This window comes from Cellulomonas sp. Marseille-Q8402 (assembly GCF_965119525.1).
The window spans coordinates 179,947-201,868 of sequence record NZ_CBCPLX010000001.1; the positions used below are offsets into that span (position 1 = coordinate 179,947).

Annotated in this window: 16 protein-coding genes; 11 read left to right on the plus strand and 5 right to left on the minus strand. The window is 75.1% G+C overall.

Annotated elements, in window-relative coordinates:
• The first annotated feature begins 31 nt into the window (after nt 1–31).
• From gltB to ACWPWW_RS00865, 8 genes are all read left to right on the plus strand, one after another.
• Nucleotides 32–4,606: a glutamate synthase large subunit gene (gene gltB / locus ACWPWW_RS00830; protein ID WP_454048455.1), complete on the plus strand. Its 4,575-nt coding sequence runs from the start codon at nt 32–34 to the stop codon at nt 4,604–4,606.
• Nucleotides 4,599–6,089: a glutamate synthase subunit beta gene (locus ACWPWW_RS00835; protein WP_454048456.1), complete on the plus strand. Its 1,491-nt coding sequence runs from the start codon at nt 4,599–4,601 to the stop codon at nt 6,087–6,089. The genes gltB and ACWPWW_RS00835 overlap by 8 nt, the downstream gene beginning before the upstream one ends.
• Nucleotides 6,090–6,415: 326 nt before the next feature.
• Nucleotides 6,416–7,846, plus strand: a complete 1,431-nt coding sequence (pyk, locus tag ACWPWW_RS00840) for a pyruvate kinase (RefSeq protein WP_454048457.1) — start codon at nt 6,416–6,418, stop codon at nt 7,844–7,846.
• A 224-nt stretch (nt 7,847–8,070) separates the two neighbouring features.
• Nucleotides 8,071–8,787: an SRPBCC family protein gene (locus tag ACWPWW_RS00845; protein WP_454048458.1), complete on the plus strand. Its 717-nt coding sequence runs from the start codon at nt 8,071–8,073 to the stop codon at nt 8,785–8,787.
• Between the two features lie 120 nt (nt 8,788–8,907).
• Nucleotides 8,908–9,417 (plus strand): mycothiol transferase, encoded by a 510-nt coding sequence (locus ACWPWW_RS00850; RefSeq protein ID WP_454048459.1) that lies wholly within the window; start codon nt 8,908–8,910, stop codon nt 9,415–9,417.
• A gap of 34 nt (nt 9,418–9,451) precedes the next feature.
• A complete protein-coding gene (locus tag ACWPWW_RS00855; RefSeq protein WP_454048460.1) occupies nt 9,452–10,102 on the plus strand; it encodes a uridine kinase in 651 nt (216 codons plus the stop codon).
• A gap of 143 nt (nt 10,103–10,245) precedes the next feature.
• A complete protein-coding gene (locus tag ACWPWW_RS00860; protein ID WP_454048461.1) occupies nt 10,246–11,253 on the plus strand; it encodes a hypothetical protein in 1,008 nt (335 codons plus the stop codon).
• A gap of 95 nt (nt 11,254–11,348) precedes the next feature.
• Entirely contained in the window at nt 11,349–11,495 is a 147-nt protein-coding gene (locus ACWPWW_RS00865; protein ID WP_454048462.1) for a chromosome partitioning protein, read from the plus strand.
• Nucleotides 11,496–11,516: 21 nt separating this feature from the next.
• Here ACWPWW_RS00865 and ACWPWW_RS00870 read toward each other — a convergent pair whose 3' ends face one another.
• Together ACWPWW_RS00870 and ACWPWW_RS00875 are read right to left on the minus strand one after the other, a co-directional pair.
• On the minus strand, nt 11,517–12,794 hold the full coding sequence (locus ACWPWW_RS00870) for a DUF2252 domain-containing protein (RefSeq protein WP_454048463.1): 1,278 nt from the start codon (nt 12,792–12,794) through the stop codon (nt 11,517–11,519).
• 122 nt (nt 12,795–12,916) lie between these two features.
• Complete coding sequence (locus tag ACWPWW_RS00875; RefSeq protein ID WP_454048464.1) at nt 12,917–13,297, minus strand: SHOCT domain-containing protein; 381 nt, start codon at nt 13,295–13,297, stop codon at nt 12,917–12,919.
• A 190-nt stretch (nt 13,298–13,487) separates the two neighbouring features.
• Here ACWPWW_RS00875 and ACWPWW_RS00880 point away from each other — a divergent pair, with 190 nt between their 5' ends.
• Both ACWPWW_RS00880 and ACWPWW_RS00885 read left to right on the plus strand, forming a co-directional pair.
• Nucleotides 13,488–16,196, plus strand: coding sequence for a cation-translocating P-type ATPase (locus ACWPWW_RS00880; RefSeq protein ID WP_454048465.1), 2,709 nt, complete (start codon nt 13,488–13,490; stop codon nt 16,194–16,196).
• 62 nt (nt 16,197–16,258) lie between these two features.
• Nucleotides 16,259–17,746 (plus strand): MFS transporter, encoded by a 1,488-nt coding sequence (locus tag ACWPWW_RS00885; protein ID WP_454050371.1) that lies wholly within the window; start codon nt 16,259–16,261, stop codon nt 17,744–17,746.
• Nucleotides 17,747–17,790: 44 nt separating this feature from the next.
• On the opposite strand, the gene ACWPWW_RS00890 is transcribed toward ACWPWW_RS00885, so the two are convergent.
• A complete protein-coding gene (locus ACWPWW_RS00890; protein WP_454048466.1) occupies nt 17,791–18,087 on the minus strand; it encodes an SHOCT domain-containing protein in 297 nt (98 codons plus the stop codon).
• Nucleotides 18,088–18,117: 30 nt separating this feature from the next.
• Nucleotides 18,118–18,585 (minus strand): DUF6325 family protein, encoded by a 468-nt coding sequence (locus ACWPWW_RS00895; RefSeq protein ID WP_454048467.1) that lies wholly within the window; start codon nt 18,583–18,585, stop codon nt 18,118–18,120.
• Between the two features lie 274 nt (nt 18,586–18,859).
• Here ACWPWW_RS00895 and ACWPWW_RS00900 point away from each other — a divergent pair, with 274 nt between their 5' ends.
• Nucleotides 18,860–21,412 carry a LuxR C-terminal-related transcriptional regulator gene (locus ACWPWW_RS00900; protein WP_454048468.1) on the plus strand — a complete coding sequence of 851 codons (2,553 nt, stop codon included), beginning with the start codon at nt 18,860–18,862 and terminating at the stop codon, nt 21,410–21,412.
• 3 nt (nt 21,413–21,415) lie between these two features.
• On the opposite strand, the gene ACWPWW_RS00905 is transcribed toward ACWPWW_RS00900, so the two are convergent.
• A complete protein-coding gene (locus tag ACWPWW_RS00905) occupies nt 21,416–21,913 on the minus strand; it encodes a hypothetical protein (RefSeq protein ID WP_454048469.1) in 498 nt (165 codons plus the stop codon).
• Between the last annotated feature and the right edge of the window lie 9 nt (nt 21,914–21,922).

Consider the following 21,922-nt stretch of genomic DNA (forward strand, 5'->3'; position numbering starts at 1 on the left):
GGCCCCCAGCGGGTCCGTGAGGACGGTGCTGATGCCCGCGTCGCCACAGCGTCTCGGTGCTTCCCCCGCCGTGCCGCAGCAGCAGGGTCTGTACGACCCGGCCGCTGAGCACGACGCCTGCGGTTTCGCGTTCGTCGCGACGCTGCGCGGCACGCCCGGCCGCGACATCGTCGACGCCGGACTGACCGCCCTGCTCAACCTCGACCACCGCGGTGCGGTCGGTGCGGAGGAGAACAGCGGCGACGGAGCCGGCATCCTGACCCAGATCCCGGACGCGTTCCTGCGCGACGTCGTGGACGCCGAGCTGCCCCCGGCCGGCCACTACGCGATCGGCATGGCGTTCCTGCCCCAGGACGACGAGGAGCGCGCGGTCGCCGTGCGCGCGGTCGAGGCGGTCGCCGCCGAGGAGAAGCTCGACGTCCTCGCCTGGCGCGACGTCGCCGTGACCGCCGACCTGGTCGGCCCCACGGCACGCTCGTCGATGCCGGTGTTCCGCCAGCTCGTCGTGGCGGACCCGTCCCGCGAGCTCGCCGGCGTCGACCTGGACCGCCGGGCGTACCGCCTGCGCAAGCGCGCGGAGCGGGAGCTGGGCGTGTACTTCGCGTCGCTGTCCGCCCGCACGCTGTCCTACAAGGGCATGCTCACGCCGGGTCAGCTCGAGCCGTTCTTCGCCGACCTGTCGGACCCGCGGTACGCCTCCGAGCTCGCGCTCGTGCACTCCCGGTTCTCCACGAACACGTTCCCGTCCTGGCCGCTGGCGCAGCCGTTCCGGCTCATCGCGCACAACGGCGAGATCAACACCGTGCGCGGCAACCGCAACTGGGTGGCGGCGCGCGAGGGCACCCTGCGCTCCGACGTGCTGGGCGACCTGGCCCCGCTGCTGCCCGTCTGCACGCCCGGCGGCTCCGACTCCGGCTCGTTCGACGAGGTGCTCGAGCTGCTGCACCTGGGCGGCCGCTCCCTGCCGCACGCGATCATGATGATGATCCCGGAGGCGTGGGAGAACCACGCGCAGATGGACCCCGCGCGACGGGCGTTCTACGAGTACCACGCCAGCCTGATGGAGCCCTGGGACGGCCCGGCGGCGATGACCTTCACCGACGGCACGCTGATCGGCTCCGTGCAGGACCGCAACGGCCTGCGTCCCGGCCGGTTCTGGGTGACCGAGGACGGCCTGGTCGTCATGGCGTCCGAGGCCGGCGTGCTCGACCTCGACCCTGCGACCGTCGTCCGCAAGGGCCGCCTCGAGCCCGGCCGGATGTTCCTGGTCGACACCGGCCAGGGCCGGATCATCGAGGACGACGAGATCAAGGCCCAGCTCGCCGCCCAGCGCCCGTACGCGGACTGGGTGCGGGAGAACTCCGTCTACCTGGAGCAGCTGCCGGAGCGCGAGCACGTGCAGCACTCGTCCGCCTCGGTGCGGCGTCGCCAGCGCGCGTTCGGGTACACCGAGGAGGAGCTGAAGATCCTCCTCACGCCCATGGGCGCGTCCGGGGCGGAGCCGCTCGGCGCCATGGGCTCCGACACCCCCATCGCGGTGCTGTCGCAGCGGCCGCGGATGCTGTTCGACTACTTCACGCAGATGTTCGCGCAGGTGACCAACCCGCCGCTGGACGCGATCCGCGAGGAGCTGGTCACGTCGATCGGCGGGGCCATCGGCCCGGAGCCGAACCTGCTCGAGGACACGCCGCTGCACGCCCGCAAGCTCGTGCTGCCGTTCCCCGTGCTGGACAACGACGGCCTGGCCAAGATCGTCAAGATCCACAAGGACCCGGAGATGGCCGGCGTCTTCCGGTCGACGATCGTCCGCGGCCTGTACAAGGTCGACGGCGGGGGAGCGGCCCTCGAGCAGCGGCTCGAGGAGATCTTCGCCGAGTGCGACCAGGCGATCGCCGACGGGGTCAGCTTCCTCGTGCTGTCCGACCGGAACTCCGACGCCGACCGCGCGCCGATCCCGTCGCTGCTGCTGCTGTCCGCCGTGCACCACCACCTGCTGCGCCGGCACACGCGCACCCAGGTGTCGCTGGTCGTCGAGGCCGGTGACGTGCGCGAGGTGCACCACGTCGCGCTCCTGATCGGCTACGGCGCCGCCGCGGTGAACCCGTACCTGGCGATGGAGACGGTCGAGGACCTCGCGACCAACGGCTACCTGCCCGGCGTCGAGCCGCAGCAGGCGGTCAAGAACCTCATCAAGGCGCTCGGCAAGGGCGTCCTGAAGGTCATGTCCAAGATGGGCATCTCGACGATCGCGTCCTACCGCGGCGCCCAGGTCTTCGAGGCCATCGGCCTGTCGCAGGCCCTGGTGGAGCGGTACTTCACCGGCACCACCAGCCGGCTCGGCGGCATCGGCCTGGACGTCATCGCCGCCGAGGTCGCGGCCCGGCACAACGACGCCTACCCGGCCAACGGCAACCGCCTCGCGCACCGCCGCCTGGCCACGGGCGGCGAGTACCAGTGGCGCCGCGACGGCGAGGACCACCTGTTCGACCCCGAGACGGTGTTCCGGCTGCAGCACTCCACCCGCACGCGGCAGATGGACGTGTTCCGCGACTACACGCACCGGGTGAACGAGCAGTCCTCGCGCCTGATGACCCTGCGCGGCCTGCTCGACCTCAAGGTCGGCGCGCGCCCGCCGGTGCCGATCGACGAGGTCGAGCCGGTCAGCGAGATCGTCAAGCGGTTCAGCACGGGCGCGATGTCGTACGGCTCCATCTCGGCGGAGGCGCACGAGACGCTCGCGATCGCCATGAACCGGCTCGGCGCCAAGTCGAACACCGGTGAGGGCGGCGAGGACCCGGAGCGGCTGCACGACCCGGAGCGCCGCTCCGCGATCAAGCAGATCGCGTCCGGCCGGTTCGGCGTGACGTCCGAGTACCTGACGTTCGCGGACGACATCCAGATCAAGCTCGCCCAGGGCGCCAAGCCCGGCGAGGGTGGTCAGCTGCCCGGCCCGAAGGTCTACCCGTGGGTCGCGAAGACCCGGCACTCCACGCCGGGCGTCGGCCTGATCTCGCCGCCGCCGCACCACGACATCTACTCGATCGAGGACCTGGCGCAGCTGATCCACGACGCCAAGAACGCCAACCCGTCGGCGCGGATCCACACCAAGCTCGTCAGCGAGTTCGGCGTGGGCACCGTCGCGGCCGGCGTGGCCAAGGCGCACTCCGACGTCGTGCTCATCTCGGGCCACGACGGCGGCACGGGCGCCAGCCCGCTGACCTCGCTCAAGCACGCGGGCACGCCCTGGGAGATCGGCCTGGCCGAGACCCAGCAGACGCTCGTGCTGAACAACCTGCGCGACCGCGTCGTGGTGCAGGTCGACGGCCAGCTGAAGACCGGCCGCGACGTGATCGTCGGCGCGCTGCTCGGCGCGGAGGAGTTCGGGTTCGCCACGGCGCCCCTGGTCGTCTCCGGCTGCATCATGATGCGCGTCTGCCACCTCGACACCTGCCCGGTGGGCGTCGCCACGCAGAACCCCGACCTGCGGTCCCGGTTCACCGGGAAGCCCGAGTTCGTCGTGACGTTCTTCGAGTTCATCGCGCAGGAGGTGCGCGAGCTGCTCGCCGAGCTCGGGTTCCGGAGCATCCTCGAGGCCGTCGGCCACGTCGAGCTCCTCGACACCCGCGCCGCCGTCGACCACTGGAAGGCGCAGGGCCTCGACCTCGCCCCGGTGCTCGCGATGCCCGAGCCGGTCCCCGGCTCCGCGCTGCACCACGTGCACGCCCAGGACCACGGGCTCGACCGCGCGCTCGACAACCAGTTCATCGCGATGGCCGGACCCGCCCTGGAGGACGCGCGCCCGGTGCGGATCGAGCTGCCGGTGCGCAACGTGAACCGCACCGTGGGCACGATGCTCGGCCACGAGGTCACCCGCCGCTACGGCGGCGCCGGCCTGCCGCACGACACCATCGAGGTGCGCCTCACCGGGTCCGCCGGGCAGTCGTTCGCCGCGTTCGTGCCGCAGGGCATCACGCTGCGGCTCGAGGGCGACGCCAACGACTACGTCGGCAAGGGCCTGTCCGGCGGCCGTGTCGTCGTGCGCCCCGACCGCAACGCCGTGCTGAGCGGCGAGCACAACGTCATCGCCGGCAACGTCATCGGCTACGGCGCGACGTCGGGGGAGATGTTCCTGCGCGGCGTCGTCGGCGAGCGGTTCGGCGTCCGGAACTCCGGCGCGACCCTGGTCGTCGAGGGCGTGGGCGACCACGGCTGCGAGTACATGACCGGCGGCACCGTGCTGGTGCTCGGCCGGACTGGCCGCAACTTCGCGGCGGGCATGTCGGGCGGCACGGCCTACGTGCTCGACCTCAAGCCCGAGCGCGTCAACGTCCAGGCCGTCGCCGCCGGCGAGATCGGGCTCGACCCGCTCGACGACGAGGACGCGGCGCTGGTGACCGACCTGCTGCGGCGGCACGCCGACGAGACGGGCTCGCGGGTCGCCGCCGAGCTGCTCGCGGACCCCGCAGCGACCCGTGCCCGGTTCACCCGGGTGCGGCCGAACGAGTACTCGCGCGTCCGTGCGGCGCTCGCGAAGGCCGAGGCCGACGGCCTCGACCCGAGCGCGCCCGGCGTGTGGGAGGGCATCCTGGAGGTGGCTCGTGGCTGACCCCCGCGGCTTCATGAAGGTGCGGGAGCGCGAGCTGCCCGCCAACCGGCCCGTGGCCCTGCGGCTCATGGACTGGCGCGAGGTGCACGAGCACCGCAGCGTCCAGGACGACCCGCAGGCCGCGACCCTGCTGCACCAGCAGGCGGGACGCTGCATGGACTGCGGCGTGCCGTTCTGCCACAACGGGTGCCCCCTGGGGAACCTCATCCCCGAGTGGAACGACCTGGTGTGGCGCGGCCAGTGGGGCGACGCCATCGAGCGCCTGCACGCCACGAACAACTTCCCGGAGTTCACGGGCCGGATCTGCCCGGCGCCGTGCGAGTCCGCGTGCGTGCTCGGCATCAACCAGCCGGCGGTGACCATCAAGAACGTCGAGGTCTCGATCATCGACGAGGCGTTCGACCGGGGCCTCGTGCACCCGCAGGTGCCGCAGCGCCTGTCCGGGCACACCGTGGCCGTCGTCGGGTCCGGCCCCGCCGGGCTCGCCGCCGCCCAGCAGCTCACGCGCGCCGGGCACACCGTCGCCGTGTACGAGCGGGACGACGCCATCGGCGGCCTGCTCCGCTACGGCGTCCCCGACTTCAAGCTCGAGAAGCGGCACATCGACCGCCGCCTCGAGCAGATGGAGGCCGAGGGCACCCGGTTCCGCCCGAACGTGGAGATCGGCCGCGACATCACCTGGGCGCAGCTGCGCGCCCGGTACGACGCCGTCGTCGTGGCCACCGGGTCCACCGTCCCGCGCGACCTGCCGCTGCCCGGGCGCGAGCTCGACGGCATCCACCCCGCGATGGACTACCTGCACGGGTCGAACGCGCTCGTCGCCGGCAAGGTCGTCGCCGACCCGATCGGCGCCGCGGGCAAGCACGTCGTCGTCATCGGCGGCGGCGACACCGGCTCCGACTGCGTCGGCACCGCGCTGCGCCAGGGCGCCGCGTCGGTCACCACCCTCGCGATCGGCAAGCAGCCGCCCGTCGAGCGGCCCGCGAACCAGCCGTGGCCCACCGACCCCGTGCTGTTCGAGGTCTCCTCCTCCCACGAGGAGGGCGGCGACCGCGCGTTCCTCGCCTCCACCGTCGCGTTCGTCGGCGGCGAGGGCGACGAGGCCGGCCAGGTCCGGCACCTGCGCCTCGCGACCACCGAGTACCAGGCGGACGGCCGGCGGGTGCCGACCCCCGGCACCGAGCGGGACATCCCGGCCGACCTCGTGCTCATCGCCATGGGCTTCACCGGCCCCGAGACGGACGACCTCGTCTCCCAGGCCGGCGTCGACCTCACCTCGCGCGGCCTCGTCGCGCGGTCGGACGACTTCGCGACCTCCGTCCCCGGCGTGTTCGTCGCCGGCGACGCCGGGCGCGGGCAGTCGCTCATCGTGTGGGCCATCGCCGAGGGCCGTGCGGCCGCGGCGGCCGTCGACACCTACCTCGGCGGCTCCACCGAGCTGCCGGCGCCCGTCAGCGCGGGCACGGTGGCGCTCCGCGCCTGACGACACGTGACGGGCGGCCGAACGTCCGGCGAACTCTGGGACCTCCGTCCCGGGCCCGCCCGTTCGGCCGCCCCTCGTCGACCCCTCCGTGCGGGTGGTCCCGGCACGCGGGCGCGTCCCCGGGCGGGCGCGGGCCCCCGGCGGCCGTAGACTCGTGCGCGTCTGGCAGTACCGCGCTGCCCGCCCGCCGCCCCGACCGGGTGCGAGCACGGTGGCGCGCCGCCGTCGACCATCAACCGCGCGCGTCCTCCTCGTCACGGGCAGCCCCGAGCCGACCAGGACGTTCGGTCCGAACCGTCTGTCACGAAAGGCCTAGGCTTTCCCCCATGCGTAGAGCGAAGATCGTCTGCACCATCGGCCCCGCCACGGAGTCCGCCGAGCAGATCCAGGCCCTTGTCGACGCCGGCATGGACGTGGCCCGACTGAACCGCAGCCACGGCGAGACCGAGGTGCACAAGCGCGTGTACGACAACGTGCGCGCCGCCGCGAAGGCGTCCGGCCGCTCCGTCGCCGTCCTGGTCGACCTGCAGGGCCCGAAGATCCGCCTGGGCCGGTTCGTCGAGGGCAAGCACGTCCTGGCCGAGGGTGACACCTTCACCATCACCACCGAGGACGTCCCCGGCACCAAGGAGCTCGTCTCCACCACCCACAAGGGCCTGGCGGACGACGCCCGCGTCGGCGACCCGCTGCTCATCGACGACGGCCGCGTGCTCGTGCGCGTCACCGCCGTCGAGGGCCCGCGCGTGGTCACCCGCGTCGAGGTCGGCGGCCCCGTGTCCAACAACAAGGGCATCAACCTGCCCGGCGTCGCCGTGTCCGTCCCCGCCATGAGCGACAAGGACGAGGAGGACCTGCGCTGGGCGCTGCGCACCGGCGCCGACATCATCGCGCTGTCCTTCGTCCGCAACGCCGCCGACTACGACGACGTCCGCCGGATCATGGAGGAGGAGGGCCGGGTCGTCCCGGTCATCGCCAAGATCGAGAAGCCGCAGGCCGTCGAGAACCTCGCCGAGATCGTCGACGCGTTCGACGGCATCATGGTCGCCCGCGGCGACCTCGGCGTCGAGCTCCCGCTGGAGCAGGTGCCGCTCGTCCAGAAGCGCGCCGTCGAGCTGGCCCGCCGCAACGCCAAGCCGGTCATCGTCGCCACCCAGGTGCTCGAGTCCATGACCAACAACCCGCGCCCGACCCGCGCCGAGACCTCCGACTGCGCCAACGCGGTGCTCGACGGTGCCGACGCGGTCATGCTCTCCGGCGAGACCAGCGTGGGCGAGTACCCGATCGAGACCGTGCGGACCATGGCGCGGATCATCGAGGCGACCGAGGAGCTCGGCCGGGAGCGCATCGCGCCGCTCGGCTCGACCCCGCACACCCGCGGTGGTGCCATCACCCGCGCGGCCGCCGAGATCGGCGAGACCCTCGGCGTGAAGTACCTCGTGACCTTCACGCAGTCCGGTGACTCCGCGCGGCGCATGTCCCGCCTGCGGTCGTCGATCCCGCTGCTGGCGTTCACCCCGACCGCGTCCGTCCGCAACACCCTGTCGCTCAGCTGGGGCACGCAGACCTACGAGGTGCCGCAGGTCGAGCACACCGACGCCATGGTCCAGCAGGTCGAGTCCACCCTGCGCGCGCAGGGTCTCGCCGAGGTCGGCGACTACGTCGTCGTCGTCGCCGGCACGCCGGTCGGCGTCGTCGGGTCGACCAACTCGATCATCGTGCACAAGATCGGTGACGACGCCTCGGGTCGCGTCGCCTGACGCACCCGGTCCGGCGCACCGACGCCTGACGCATGACGCCCGACCCGCACGGCGTCACGTACGACACGAGGGGCCCCGCAGCCGAGCGCTACGGGGCCCCTCTGCGTCGGTGCGCGGTCTTCTCCTCCGAGGCTGCCGGGGACCTGCGGGCCTGGTCGGGGGGGCCGCGCCCTGGGACCTGTGGTCCTGGTCGTCGGGGCCACGCCCTGGTGGAGTTGCCTGACATGGGACACACGCGGCGGTTGACGGTCGGAGCGGGTCTGCTGATCGGGGGCCTGGTGCTGCGGCACCGGGTGATGCGCCTCGGCGCCACGCAGGTCGAGCTCGCGCTCGACCTCCCCGGCGACGACGTCCTCCCGTTCTCCGACCTCTCCGCCACGCGGGCGATCACCGTGGACGCGGCACCCGTCGACGTGTGGCCGTGGCTCGCGCAGCTCGGCTGGGGGCGCGGCGGCTTCTACTCCTACGACGCCCTCGAGAACCTCGTCGGCCTGGACATCCGCAGCGCCGACCAGATCGTCCCCGCCTGGCAGGACCTCGAGGTCGGTGACCAGGTCCACCTCGCCCCGCAGGTGGCCCTCGACGTCCGCATCGTCGACCCGGGCCGCGCGCTCGTGCTCGCCGGGGTCGCCCCCGACGGCGAGACCGCGGCCGCGCCCTACGACTTCACCTGGGCGTTCGTGCTCCGACCCGGTCCGGTCGCGGGAACCACCCGCCTGGTCGTGCGCGAGCGGTACTCCGGGCGATCCCCGGCGGGGCGGGCTCTGGTCGAGGCGGTCTCCGCCGTCAGCGCCCTCATGAGCAGCCGGATGCTCCGCGGCATCCGTGACCGGGCTCAACGCGGCGTGGGAGGACGCACGCCGGTCCCGGCTCGATCCCGGGCCAGCGGCATCACCAGCCGATTCTCGCGGCGCCGGCCGAGGTGTCGGCCGGCGCCGTGAGAATCGGCTGGCGTCGAGGGGTGGCGCACCGCCGCGCGCGTGCCGGTGTCCCGGCATAGCGTGCGAGGCGGACGTGAACACGCGACGTGGCCGCGACGGGCGGCCGGTGAAGGAGCAGGTGTGAACGGGGTCGAGGTGCTGCAGGACGGGTTCGGCCGGGTCGGGGACCTGGTGCACGGGGTGCTGGACGGGGCGGGGGAGCGGGAGCTGACGACGCGGCTCGGTCCGGAGGCGAACACGGTCGCCTGGCTGGTCTGGCACCTGGCCCGGGTCGAGGACGCGCAGGTCGCCGACCTGGCCGGGACGGAGCAGGTGTGGACGGCGCAGGGGTTCGCGGAGAAGCTGGACCTGCCGTTCGACGCCGACGCGACGGGCTACGGGCAGAGCCCCGACGAGGTGGGGCAGGTGCGTACGGGCGCCGACCTGCTCCGTGCGTACGCGGACGCCACGCGCGCAGCGACGGACGCGTACCTGGCGCGTCTGCAGGACGAGGACCTGGCGCGGGTGGTCGACGAGCGCTGGGACCCGCCGGTCACGGTCGGGGTGCGCCTGGTGAGCGTCCTCGGTGACGTGCTGGAGCACGCGGGGCAGGCGGCGTTCATCAAGGGCGTCGTCACGTCGCAGGGCTGACCGGGCACCGCTGCCGACGCGGCAGACTGTCGTGGTGCGTGTCGAGCCGGTGACCCCTGAGGTGCTCGTCGAGCGGCTGGTGGATCGCGTGCTCGCGGGTCTCGCGGCGGCCGCCGACGCCGGCGAGGACCGCCGGTGGCGGGTGCTGGTCGACGGCGCGCCGCCCACCCGGCCGGGGGCGCTCGCCGACGCGCTGGTGGAGCCGCTGCGCGTGCGGGGGCACGCGGCGGTCCGGGTGTCGGCGGGCGACTTCCTGCGCCCGGCCGGGGTGCGGTGGGAGCACGGGCGCGAGGACCCGGACGCGCTGCTCGACGACGCGCTCGACACCGGCGCGCTGATCCGTGAGGTGCTGGACCCGCTCGGGCCCGGCGGCGACGGCCGCTACCTGCCGGCGCTGTGGGACGCGGAGCGGGAACGGTCGGCTCGTGCCGAGCGGACGGGCACGGCCCCCGGGACGGTGCTGCTCCTGGACGGGGGCCTGCTCCTCGGGCGCTGGCTGCCGGCCGATCTCGCGGTGCACCTCGCGGTGCGCCCGGGGACGCTGGCCAGGCTGACGCCGCCGGACGAGACCTGGCGGCTCGCGGCGGAGGACCGGTACCGCGTGGAGACGGACCCGGAGGGGACGGCCGACGTGGTGGTCCGGGTGGACGACCCGCGCCGACCCGGGTGGGTCCTCGAACGCTGACCGTCGGAAAGGGTCGCCACCGGCACGCCGCGACGTCGAGCCGATCGGGCGGGAGCACCGGGGCTGTGGTGCCGCCCGGTGGACAGGTGCATCCTGAGGACAGGGCCGTCCGGACGGACGCTCGGCGCGGGGAGGTGCTGGTGATGGACGAGGCTGCGGTGCGGCGGCGCCCCGACGGTGGAGCGGGCGGGGACGCGCCGTCGACGCCCGAGTACGACGCGTTCGGCCCGTGGGTCGACCCGGTCCGGACCCCCGAGGACGTCCCGCCGCTGTACCGGGACCACCCGCTGGACATGGCCGCCAGCCGCCTGGTGCTGAAGGTGCCGCGCGACATCGCCCGGCGGGACGCGACCCCCGACATGGACCTCTACGACCACCTGCTGGTCCTGGGGCCGGACCGGTTCACGGCGCTGAGCCGGGTGACGACCCCCACGGGACGCCGCCCCGCCCCGGCGCAGGGCAGCGCGGCCCGGCGCTACGACGTGCTCGAGGTCCCGTACGACCGGGTGGCCGCGGTGGGCACGAGCGTCGACCTGCTGGACGGCCGGCTGACGGTGCACGCGCTCAGCGGCACCCCGGTGTCGGTCCGGTACAACGGGTCCTCGACCGACGTGGTCGAGCGGTTCGTCGACCTGCTGCGGGTCCTGGCGTGGCCGGTCCCGGCGACGGGCGACCCGGCGCCCCGCGACCCGACGGTCCGCACGCCGGGGACGGCTCGCCTCGACCGCCGGGCCCTGGGGGAGAAGGAGATCGGCCTGGTGTCCGCGTACCGCGAGGTCGCCGACCGCGAGCCGGGGCTGAAGGCGCTGGCGGCGCACCCGCGGCAGACGGTGGCCCCGGCAGGCGGCGGCCCGGCCGGGCTGATGCACCTGCTGCGCCCGATGACCGTGCAGGCGGCCGTGATCGCGTCGGAGGGCCGGGAGCTGCAGGTGTTCGGGCGCCGGGCCTGGCTGGTCCGGGGTCGCACACCGGTGCACTCGGAGTCGCGGCTGGTCGTGCCGCTGGACCGGCTCACGGACGTCGCGACGCGCACGCACCCGGTGTACCGGGACGTCGCGGTCGTGACGCTGCGCGCCGGGGACGCCGCGGTCGAGCTGCCGGTGCCGGCGGCGTCGGACGCGCACCGCGTGCTGGCCGGCCTCCTGGGCTGAGCCCCGCCGGGCTGGGCCACGCCGGACCGGACCCGCGCCGGACCGGACCCGCGCCACCACGTGCGCGCGCCACGGCACGGTGCGACGGTGGTGGCATGACCGAAGAGCTCCCCGACAGCTTCGACCCGCAGCAGCCCGACCTGCCGAGCCTGGGCGTCGACCCCGACCCGCTGCCCGACGACCACGACGGCGAGGCGCCGACGCGGGACGAGGCACCCGAGGACGGTCCGGCCGGCGCGTAGCCGGACCCGGCGCGGGCCGCCTCAGCCGCTCTCGGCGGGGAGGCGGCCGGACGCCACGGCCGCCGCGAGCAGCGCGTGGTCGGCCTCGGCGCGGTCGGCGTACGCGCCGGCGAAGTCGGCGAACGCCACGTCCGCCCGGTCGCCGCTGCCGAGGTACGCGGCGACGGCGACGCGGTCGCCGGACCGGGCGTGCGCGCGGGCGAGCGTCCAGGCGCAGACGCGCGCGTAGGCGGCCAGGCCCTCGGGGCGCATCGCGTCGGGGGTCAGGGAGCCCTTCCAGTCCCGCAGCTGGCGGACGTAGTAGTCGCGCGCGAGCCCGTCCAGGCCCGCGGTGCGCTGCCAGCCCAGGAGCATGTCGGACGCGGACTGCATCAACCGCTGGCCCTCGACCACGCGGCGGCCGTGCTGCCCGCGCCGGACGATGCCGCGGGCCGTGTCCAGCACGGACGCCTGCGCCTCCTTGGCCTGCAGCACGAGGGCGTCGTCGGGGTCGTCGCCCTGCATGAGCAGCACGAAGGCCCGGGTGCCGACGCTGCCGACCCCGACCACCTTCCGCGCGACGTCGACCAGCCGGTACCGGTCGAGCAGGCGCCGGCGGTCGGACGGCAGCGTCCGGCGGTAGTGCCGCAGCAGGTCGCGCATCCCGGCGGTGAACGTCGCGGCACCCTGGGCGTCGAGCAGGTCGACGGCGGTCCGCAGCAGCGGCGGGTCGGGGACGAACCGCCGCACCCCGTCGCGCACCTCGGTGAGCCGGGTCAGGGCGTTGGCCTGGTCGCGGCGCAGGGCCTTGTCGACCGCGCCGCGCGCCCGGCGGACCGCCCCGGCACCGGCGGGCCGGGCGTACTCGTCGAGCAGGACGTCGACGTCCGGGCGGGCGTACCAGACCTCCAGGGTCCGGCGTCCGGCCAGGTCGCGGACCGCCTCGCGGTAGGCCCGGGCGGCGCTCGTGACCAGGGTGCGCCGGGTGCTGCGCCGCACCCCGGTGTGCCGGGCGGCGAGCTCCACGCTGGCGACCAGGCGCTGGACGTCCCACTCGAACGGCCCGGCCGCGGTCTCGTCGAAGTCGTTCACGTCGAACAGCAGGTTCCGCTCGGGGCTGGCGTAGAGCCCGAAGTTGGCGAGGTGCGCGTCGCCGCAGAGCTGGACCACCAGCCCGCTGTCGGGCAGCGCGGCGAGGTCGCGCGCCATGATCAGGGCGCTGCCGCGGTAGAACCCGAACGGTGACGCCGACATCCGGCCGTACCGCAGCGGCAGCAGCTCGGTGACGCGCGAGCGGCCCTGCTCGACGAGGAGCTCCACGGGGTCCGCCCCGGCGGGCCGCGTGGCGACGTCCGCCAGGCCGGACCGGGGCCGGGACGTCCGCGCCCCCCGGCCGCGGGCGGCCCGCTCCTCCCGCGTGCCGAGGGGTGGCGCCTCTGTCGTCATCCGGCCAGCGCGCGCTGCTTGAGCGAGCCGAACTCCTCCGGGGTGATCGCGCCCTGGTCGAGCAGGGACTTGGCGTTCGCGATCTCGTCGGCGGGGGAGCGGCCCGCGGTCGCCCGGATGTAGTCGTCGGTCGCCTGCCGCGCCTGCGCGACCGCTGCGCCCTGGCGCTCGGCCATGCCCTTGCCGCGGGCGATGACGTAGACGAGCACGGACAGGTAGGGCAGCACGACGAGCGCGACGATCCAGAGCGCCTTGGCGAAGCCGCCGAGCCGGCGGTCGCGGAACAGGTCGCCGCAGATGTGCCACAGCAGCACCAGGTACGTCACGAACACGAACCACCAGACCATCAGCCAGAACCAGTCCCAGAACGAGTCCACCGCGCCACCTCCGTGTCGTGCCGGCGACGTCGCGCCGACGGCACCACGGTCCTCGCCCCGGCGCGGCGGACCCTCACCCGGGAGGGGTGAGAACGCGCGGGAGCAGGGCGTCTACCCGCAGCGGGTAGGGCGCCTCCGGGGCGCCGACGCGACGGTGGAGTCAGGGTGGGGCGACACGCGGAGCGAGGACATGACGACGACTCAGGCGCCGGCACGGGAGTGGTACGCGGCCTCGGTGGCCCAGGTCTGCGAGGCGTTCGCGGTCGATCCCGCGCGGGGGCTGACGGCGCGCGAGGCGGCGGAGCGGCTCCAGCAGTACGGCCCGAACGCGCTCGCGGCCGAGCAGCCCGAGCCGCACTGGCGCGCGTTCCTGCGGCAGTATGCCGACCTGATGCAGCTGGTGCTGGTCGGGGCGGCGGTGGTCAGCGTGGTGGCGCTGCGCGACCTGTCGACGGGGCTGGTGGTGCTCGGTCTCACGGTGCTGAACGCGCTGATGGGGCTGCACCAGGAGGGCAAGGCCGCCGAGAGCGTCGCGGCCCTGCGGCAGATGCTGATCATGACCGCACGTGTGCGGCGGGACGGGGTGCTGGTGCAGATCCCCGCGGAGGAGCTGGTGCCGGGCGACGTCGTCGGGTTCGAGGCGGGGGACAAGGTCCCGGCGGACGGCCGGCTGATCGTGGCGGCGTCGCTGGAGATCGAGGAGGCCGGGCTGACCGGCGAGAGCACGCCGGTGCCCAAGTCCGTGGAGCCGGTGCCGGGTCCCGACGTCGCGCTGGGCGACCGGGTCGACGTCGCGTACATGAACTCGCAGGTGACGCGGGGCCGCGGGGAGATGGTCGTCACCGGCACGGGGATGGGCACCGAGGTCGGGCACATCTCCGGGATGCTCAGCGCCGTGGAGCAGGACGAGACCCCGCTGACCCGGCAGCTGGACCGGCTCACGGTCGTCATCACCCTGATGGCCGCGGTCGCCCTGGTGGCGGTCGTGCTGCTGGGCCTGGCCCGCGGCGAGGACTTCGACACGCTGTTCCTGGTCGGCATCAGCCTGGCGATCGCGGCGATCCCGACCGGGCTGCCCGCGGTGGTGACGATGCTGCTGTCGATGGGGACGCGCGACCTCGCGGGCGCGGGTGCGATCGTCAAGCGGCTGCGGTCCGTGGAGACGCTCGGCGCCACGTCGGCGATCTGCTCGGACAAGACCGGAACCCTGACCCTGAACCAGATGACCGCCCGTCGGCTGGTGCTCGCGGGGCGCCGGTTCGGCGTCGACGGCGAGGGGTACGCCACGACCGGGCGGATCCTGGCGACCGGTGGTGGCCCGGACGTGCGCCTGGAGCCGTTCCTGCTGCCGATGGCGCTGGCGAGCGACGCGGTCATCCGCGACGGGGTCTGCGTCGGCGACCCGACCGAGGGCGCGCTCGTCGTGCTCGCGGCCAAGGGCGGGCTGGACGTCGAGGAGACCCGGCTCGCGTTCCCCCGCGTGGCGGAGGTGCCGTTCGACACCGCCTACAAGCTGATGGCGACCTTCCACCGGGTCGCGGTCGACGGCCGCACCGTCGTCCGGTGCTACGTGAAGGGCGCCCCGGACGTGCTGCTCGCGCGGGCCGCGCGGTACCGGGACGTCGACGGGGTGAGCCGGCCGCTGGACGACGCCCGCACCCGGGTCGTGGCGGAGAACGACGCGCTCGCGGGGGAGGGCATGCGGGTGCTGGCGCTGGCGGAGCGGGACCTGGAGCCGGCCGCGCTCGAGCAGGCCGCCGACCTGCTGGACCTGGTGACGGGTCTGGACCTGCTGGCGCTGGTCGGCATCGTCGACCCGCCGCGCCGGGAGGCCGCCACCGCGATCGCGGAGTGCAAGGCGGCGGGCATCCGGGTGCGGATGATCACCGGTGACCACGCCACGACGGCCGCCGCGATCGCCGCGCAGCTGGGCATCGAGGGACGGGCGCTCACCGGAGCCGAGTTCGCGGCGCTGCCCGACGAGCGGCTGGAGGCGGAGGTCGACGGCATCGGGGTGGTCGCCCGCGTCGCGCCGGCGGACAAGGTGCGCCTGGTGGACGTGCTGAAGCGCCGGGGGGAGGTCGTGGCGATGACGGGCGACGGCGTCAACGACGCGCCGGCGCTCACCCGGGCCGACATCGGGGTGGCGATGGGCATCACCGGCACGGAGGTGACCAAGGACGCCGCCGAGATGATCCTGACCGACGACAACTTCGCGACGATCGTGACCGCGGTCGAGCGCGGGCGCGGGCTCTACGAGAACCTGATGAAGTACGTCCGGTTCCAGATGGTGGTCCTGGTGGGGTTCATCCTCACGTTCGTCGGGGCCGGGATCTTCGCGATCGCCGACGGCGTCCCGCTGTCCCCGCTGCAGATCCTGTGGATCAACTTCGCGATCGACGTCGTGCTCGCCGTCGGGCTCGGCTTCGACGCGGCGGCGGGGGACCTGATGCGCCGCCGGCCGCGTGCGCCCGACGCCCCGGTCCTCGGCCGCGCGCTCGGCGCGCGCCTGCTGCTCGACGGGCTGATCATCGCGGTCGCGACCGTGCTCGTCGTCGCCTGGGCCGAGCCGCGGTACGGGCTGCTGGTGGCGACGACCATGGGCCTGACCGCGGCGTCGCTGGCGCACGTCGTCGCCGCGGCGAGCTGGCGGGACGAGCGGCGCAGCGTGATCAGCCACGAGACGGTGGCCAACGGCCGGTTCGTGACGCTGGTGCTCGTCGTGCTGGGGCTCACGGTCCTGGTGACGTCGGTGCCGATCCTGCAGCGGCTCTTCGGCACCACGGACCTGGCCCCGGGGCAGTGGGGCGCGTGCCTGCTGGCGGCGGCGGGCTACCTGGTGTGCGCGGAGGTCGCCCGCGCCGTGGTCCGCGCCGTGGGCCGGGCCCGCCGGACGTGACCGCCGCGCCCCGCACGCTCGGCCGCACGGAGCGCCGCCTCGCGGTGCTGCTCGCGCTCGCCATGTTCGTGCTGGTGGTCGACACCTCGCTGATGAACGTGTCGATCTCGGCCGTGGTCCGCGACCTCGGGACCACGGTGAGCGGGGTGCAGTCGGCGATCGCGCTCGAGGCGCTGGTGTCCGCGGCCTTCATCCTGGTCGGCAGCAAGACCGGCGACCTCATCGGACGCAGGCGGGCGTACGTGCTCGGCCTGCTGGGCTACGCCGTCGGGGCGGCCGCGATGACGTTCGCGCAGAGCCTGACCGCGGTCCTCGTGCTGTGGGCGGTCGTCGGCGGTCTCGGGGCGTCCCTCCTGCTGCCGGCCATGCAGTCGCTGGTGCACGGCAACTTCGCGGGGGCCGCCCAGAAGCAGGTGTACGCGATGGTCGGAGCCGCCGCCGCGATCGCCGCCGCGGTCGGCCCGCTGCTCGGCGGGTTCATCACGACGTACCTGTCGTGGCGGGTGGCGTTCGCCCTCGAGGTGGTCGTCATCGGCGTGGTGCTGTCCGGCATCCGCCTGGTGCACGACGTGCCCTACACGGGGTCCAGGCACGTGGACGTGGTGGGCGCCCTGCTCTCGGCCGGCGGGATGGGGGGCGTCGTCCTCGGCGTGCTCGCCTGGCAGGAGGGGGGTGAGGCGGTCGGCGTCCTGCTCGTGGTCGGCGTGGTCGCCCTCGTCGCGCTCGCGCGGTGGCTGGTCCGCCGGGACCGGCTCGGCCGGCCCGTGCTGATCGACCCCGCGCTGTTCCGGGCCCTGCGGTTCCGCGTCGGGGTGTCCCAGCAGCTGCTGCAGCAGATCGCCCTGGGCGGGGCCATGATCGCGCTGCCGATCTACCTGCAGATGGTGCTCGAGTACGACGCCATGGCGGCCGGGCTGTCGCTGGCACCCCTGTCGCTGAGCATGTTCGGCACCGCCGTGGCGATGGGCAGGCTGCCCGGGCGGTGGCCGCAGCACCGCGTGGTCGCCGCAGGCTTCGGCCTGCTCGTCGTGGGGATCGCCGTCCTGCTGCCGGTCGTCCCGCGCGCGGCGTCCGGCTGGGCGCTCGCTCCGCCGCTGCTGGTGGCGGGCTGCGGGCTGGGCCTCCTGGTGTCCCAGCTCAACGACTACACGCTGTCACCGGTGTCCGAGGAGCGGGTGAGCGAGGCGGCCGGCGTGAACTCGGCCGCCGGGTCGTTCGGGCTGTCGTTCGGGCTGGCCCTCGCCGGTGCCGTCCTCCTCGGCACCCTCAGCGCCGGGTTCACCGCCCAGGCCGCCGCGAGCGACGTGCTCGCCCCGGAGGACCAGGAGCGCGTGGCGCAGGTGCTCGACGAGGACGCCGAGCTGATGAGCACGACCGCGCTCACGGCCCTGCTCGCGGACGAGCCGCCCGCCGCGGCGGCCGAGGTGGTGCGGATCAACACCGAGGTGCGCCCCCGGGCGCTCCAGGCGGCGCTGCTCGTCCCGCTCGCGGCCGGCCTCCTGGGCGCGGCGAACACCCTGCGCATGCGGAAGGCCGCGGCGGCCGGCTAGCACCGGCACGCACGCGGCCCGCTGCACGGCGCCTCACGGCGACCTCAGGACGCGAGGATCCGCGCCTTCTGCGCCTCGAACTCGGCGGGCGTCAGCACGCCCTGGTCCCGCAGCTCCGCGAGCTGCCGGAGCTGGTCGAGGCGCACGTCCACGACGCCGCCCGCCTGCTCGGCGGGCGCCGGCGGCGCGTACGCCTGCTGGGGCGGCGGCTGCTGGTACGCCGTCTGCGCCTCCTGCGCGGCCCAGCGCCCCTGCTGACGGCGCTGCACCCGACCGGAGACCGCGGTCGCGGTCCCGGCGACGACGGCAGTCCTCGCGACTCCTCGCAGCAGTCCTGGCATGTCGGTCCTCCTCGGTTCGTGGGTGTGCCGTCAGGTGCCGGGTCGGTCGCCCTCGGCCGCGTCGAGCGCGGCGATCAGCGCCTGCACCGGGATGCGACCGCTCGCGACGAGCTGACCGCCGCCGCGCCGCAGCGCCGTGGCGAACGGCGCCGCCCAGGTGTTCTCGTAGACGAGCACGCCGGCAGCGGTCCCGGGTGCCAGCGCACCCGCGGCCTCGGCCAGGTCGTCGTCCCCGAGCAGACCGGAGGAGGCACCCTCCAGCACGGTCAGGTCGAAGTCGCCCGTCGCGTCCAGGTCCCGCAGCTCCAGCCCGGCGACGGTGCCGTCCTCCGCCTTCGCCACGAACGCCAGGTCGAGCACGCGCACGACGCCGCGCTCCACCAGGTCCAGCAGCAACGGGAACGCGGTGCCGTCCAGGCGGTTCTCCGGGAACTCGATGACGATGTAGTCGACCGGCCCCATCTCCAGGACGTTCAGCTCGTCGGTCGTGGTCTCCACGCCAGCCCCCTCGCGGTGCGCGCGGCCCTCCGGGCCGGGGACGCACCTCGCGTCCCGGGTCCACGCTGCTGCCACGCGGGGCACGGGGCATCACCCCCGCCGGGTAGCGGCCGCCCTCGTCCCCGGAGCGGCACGGGTATACGTTGCCCGCATGGGCCTCCCGGTGCGGAGCCCCGGACGGGAGCTGCGCGAGCCACCGGCTGGAGGGCGGGGCTCGCGGCGCCCGGCCGGGAGCACGGAGCAACGCCTCCTGAGGCCCCCGCCTGCCCGGACCGTGCAGCGACCCACGCTGGACCACCTGCTGGACGCCGGCCCCCGCGACCGACTGACGGTCGTCTCGGCGGGCGCGGGCTGGGGCAAGACCACCGCCGTGGCGTCCTGGGCCGCCGCGCAGCCCGACCCGGTGGCGTGGATCGCCCTCGAGCCGCACGACACCGTGCCGCAGACGCTCATGAGCCGGGTCCTCGACGCCCTGCGCAGGAGCGGCGCCGTCCCGCCCGAGCACGACCTCGCCCGCCTCCGGGTACCCCCGACCAGCACGCCCGCGTTCGTCGCGCGCTGGGTCCGCGGCCTGGCGGCCCTCCCGGCGCCCGCCACCCTCGTCCTGGACGACCTCGACGCGGTGCACCACCGCACGGTCGTCGCGACGGTGCGCGACCTCCTCGCCGCCGAGGTCCCGCTGCGGCTGATCGTGGTCGGCCGGGCCGAGCCGCCGTTCTCCCGCGGCGGGACCACGTACCTCGCCGCGGAGGACCTCGCCTTCACGACGGCCGACATCCGGGCGCTCGCGGACCTCGAGGGCGTCGAGGTCTCCCCGCAGGAGGCGCACCTGGTCCTCGAGCGCACCCGGGGCTGGCCCACCGGCGTGCGACTCGCGCTCGGCCGGTTCGCCCGCGTGCAGGCGGGTGCCGACGACGCGGGACCGGTCGAGGCGCTCGCGGACGACCGCGCGGTCGCCGCGTACCTGATGGACGAGGTCGTCGACCGCCAGCCGCCTGCCGTCCGGTCCTTCCTGCTGCGCTCCAGCGTGGTCCCGACCTTCAGCCCCGAGCTGGCCCGGGCGCTCAGCCCGAGCGCGGCGCCCGGCCGGCTGCACGACGCGCTCGCGGCCGCCCACGACTTCGTCGCCCCGGTGCAGGCGGACAGCGCCGCCCTGCGGTACCACCCGCTGCTGCGGGAGATCCTGCACGCCACCCTGCGCGTGCGGGACCCCGCGAGCCACCAGGACGCCCACGCCTGCGCCGCGCGGTGGCTGCTGCGGCACGGCGATCCCGTGGCGGCCCTGGACCACGCCGCCGAGGCCGAGCGCTGGGACCTGATGGGCCGCGTGCTCGCGGAGGCCGCGGCACCGCTGCTCGTCGGCCCCGGGCGGGAGGCGGTGCGGGAGGCGCTGGTGCGGATGCCGTACGACGAGGTGGCCACGGGGGAGTGGTCCGAGCTGTGCGCGGCCGCGCTGGCGCTGACGGACCACGCCTACCCCGCGTGCCAGGCGCACGTGGCGCGGGCCCGGTCGCTCCAGGCGCACGCGACTGCGCCACCCACCGCGGCCGACGTGCTGACGGAGCTGCTCGACGCCGCGTCGGCGCGGGGGCTGGGCGACGTCGTCGTCCAGGAGCGCGCCGCCACGGCCGCCACGGAGCAGCTGGCGCGCGTCGAGTGGCCCTTCCCGGCGTTCGGGGGCTACCTGCGCAGCGCGCACGAGCTGCGCGGCACGGCGCTGCTCTGGCGCGGGGACGCCGGCGCGGCTCGCGGGGAGCTGGCGGCCTCGGTGGCGGAGGAGCCGGGGGTCGTCGACCTCACGTCGCTCAGCGCCCGGGCGAACCTGGGTCTCGCGCACGCGGCGCTCGGTCGTCTCGACGCGGCCGAGCGGGAGGCGCGGGCGGCCGTCGACCTGGCCACCGCGTCCGGCTGGACCTCGTACTCCTACGTCCGCCCGGCGTACACCGCGCTCGCCTGGGTGGCCCTGCTCCGCGGACGGTGGGCCGACGCGGACCGCGCCGTCGCGTACGGGTTCGCCGCGTCCGAGGCGGGCGCGGAGCCGGTGTGCGGGGCAGCCCTGCACGCGGTCCAGGTCCTGATCGCGCTGTCCCGCGGTCGGGTACGTGCGGCCGGGTCGGCGACGGCCGCCGGGCGCGCCGACGGCCCGATGCCGGCGCTGGTCGCGGCCCTCCGGCTGCGCGGCGAGGTGGAGCTGGAGGCCGTCACCGGACCCGAGGCGCCGAGCGCCGCCACGGCGACCGGCGTGGGCCGGATCGCCTCGCCGCTCGAGGCGCTGGTCGCGGGGCGACGTGCGCTGGCACGGGGCGACCTGCTCGCGACCCGGCGGCACGCGCGCGTGGCGGCGGGCTGGGCGACCGACCTGGCCGACCCGCTCACCGAGACGGAGGCCCTGCTGCTGCTCGCGGAGGTCGCGGAGCAGCGGCACGCCGCCCGGCTCGCCGAGGACCTGGTCCGCAGCGCGCTCGCGGTCGCCGGGCCCGAGCGGCTGGTCCGGCCCTTCGTCGCCGGCACCGGTCCCGGCGCGCGCGCCGCCCTGTCGCGGGTGCTGCCGGCCCGGTCCGACCTGCTGGCCACCGAGGTCGCCGCCCACCTGCGGGCGCCCGCGCCGGCGACGGAGCCGGAGCCCCTGCCGGTGGCGCTCACCGACCGGGAGCTGACGGTGCTGGCCGCCCTGCCGACGATGGCGAGCAACGCCGAGATCGCCGACGAGCTGGTGGTGTCGGTCAACACGGTGAAGGCGCACCTGAAGTCGCTGTACCGCAAGCTCGACGTCCCCACGCGGCGCGCCGCGGTGGCCCGCGGGAGGGCACTCGGCCTGCTGCCCTGAGGGTCAGTGCAGGAGCGTGTACTTCAGCACGACCATCGCGACGCCGAGCAGCCCGGTCCCGGCGGCCGACAGCACGCGGGAGAGGCCGCGCACGCCGCCGGTCGTGCTCATGCGCCAGCCGACGAGGACCAGCAGCACGACGTTGGCCGCCAGCGCCACGCGCACGCCGGCACCGGTCGGCACGTGCAGGAGCGCCTCGGCCAGCAGCACCAGGACGGGCACGAGGCAGGCCGCCACCATCGGCAGCCCGTCGACGAGCACCTCCCGCCGCTCGTCGGGGTGCAGCGGCCGTCCCTCGTGCGTGCGCAGGGCGATCCAGTGGGCGTACGACTCGGCCGCCCAGTACACGACGAGCGTCCCGGCGACCACGGTGGCGATCCGGGCGAGCCCGAGGTCCTCCGGGGCGGCCGCCAGCACCGAGCCGGCGACCACCAGCCCGTAGAGGTGCGCGGCGCGCCGGCGGACGGCCCGGGGCGGGGCCTCGGGCGCGGTGCCCGTCACGGGACCGGT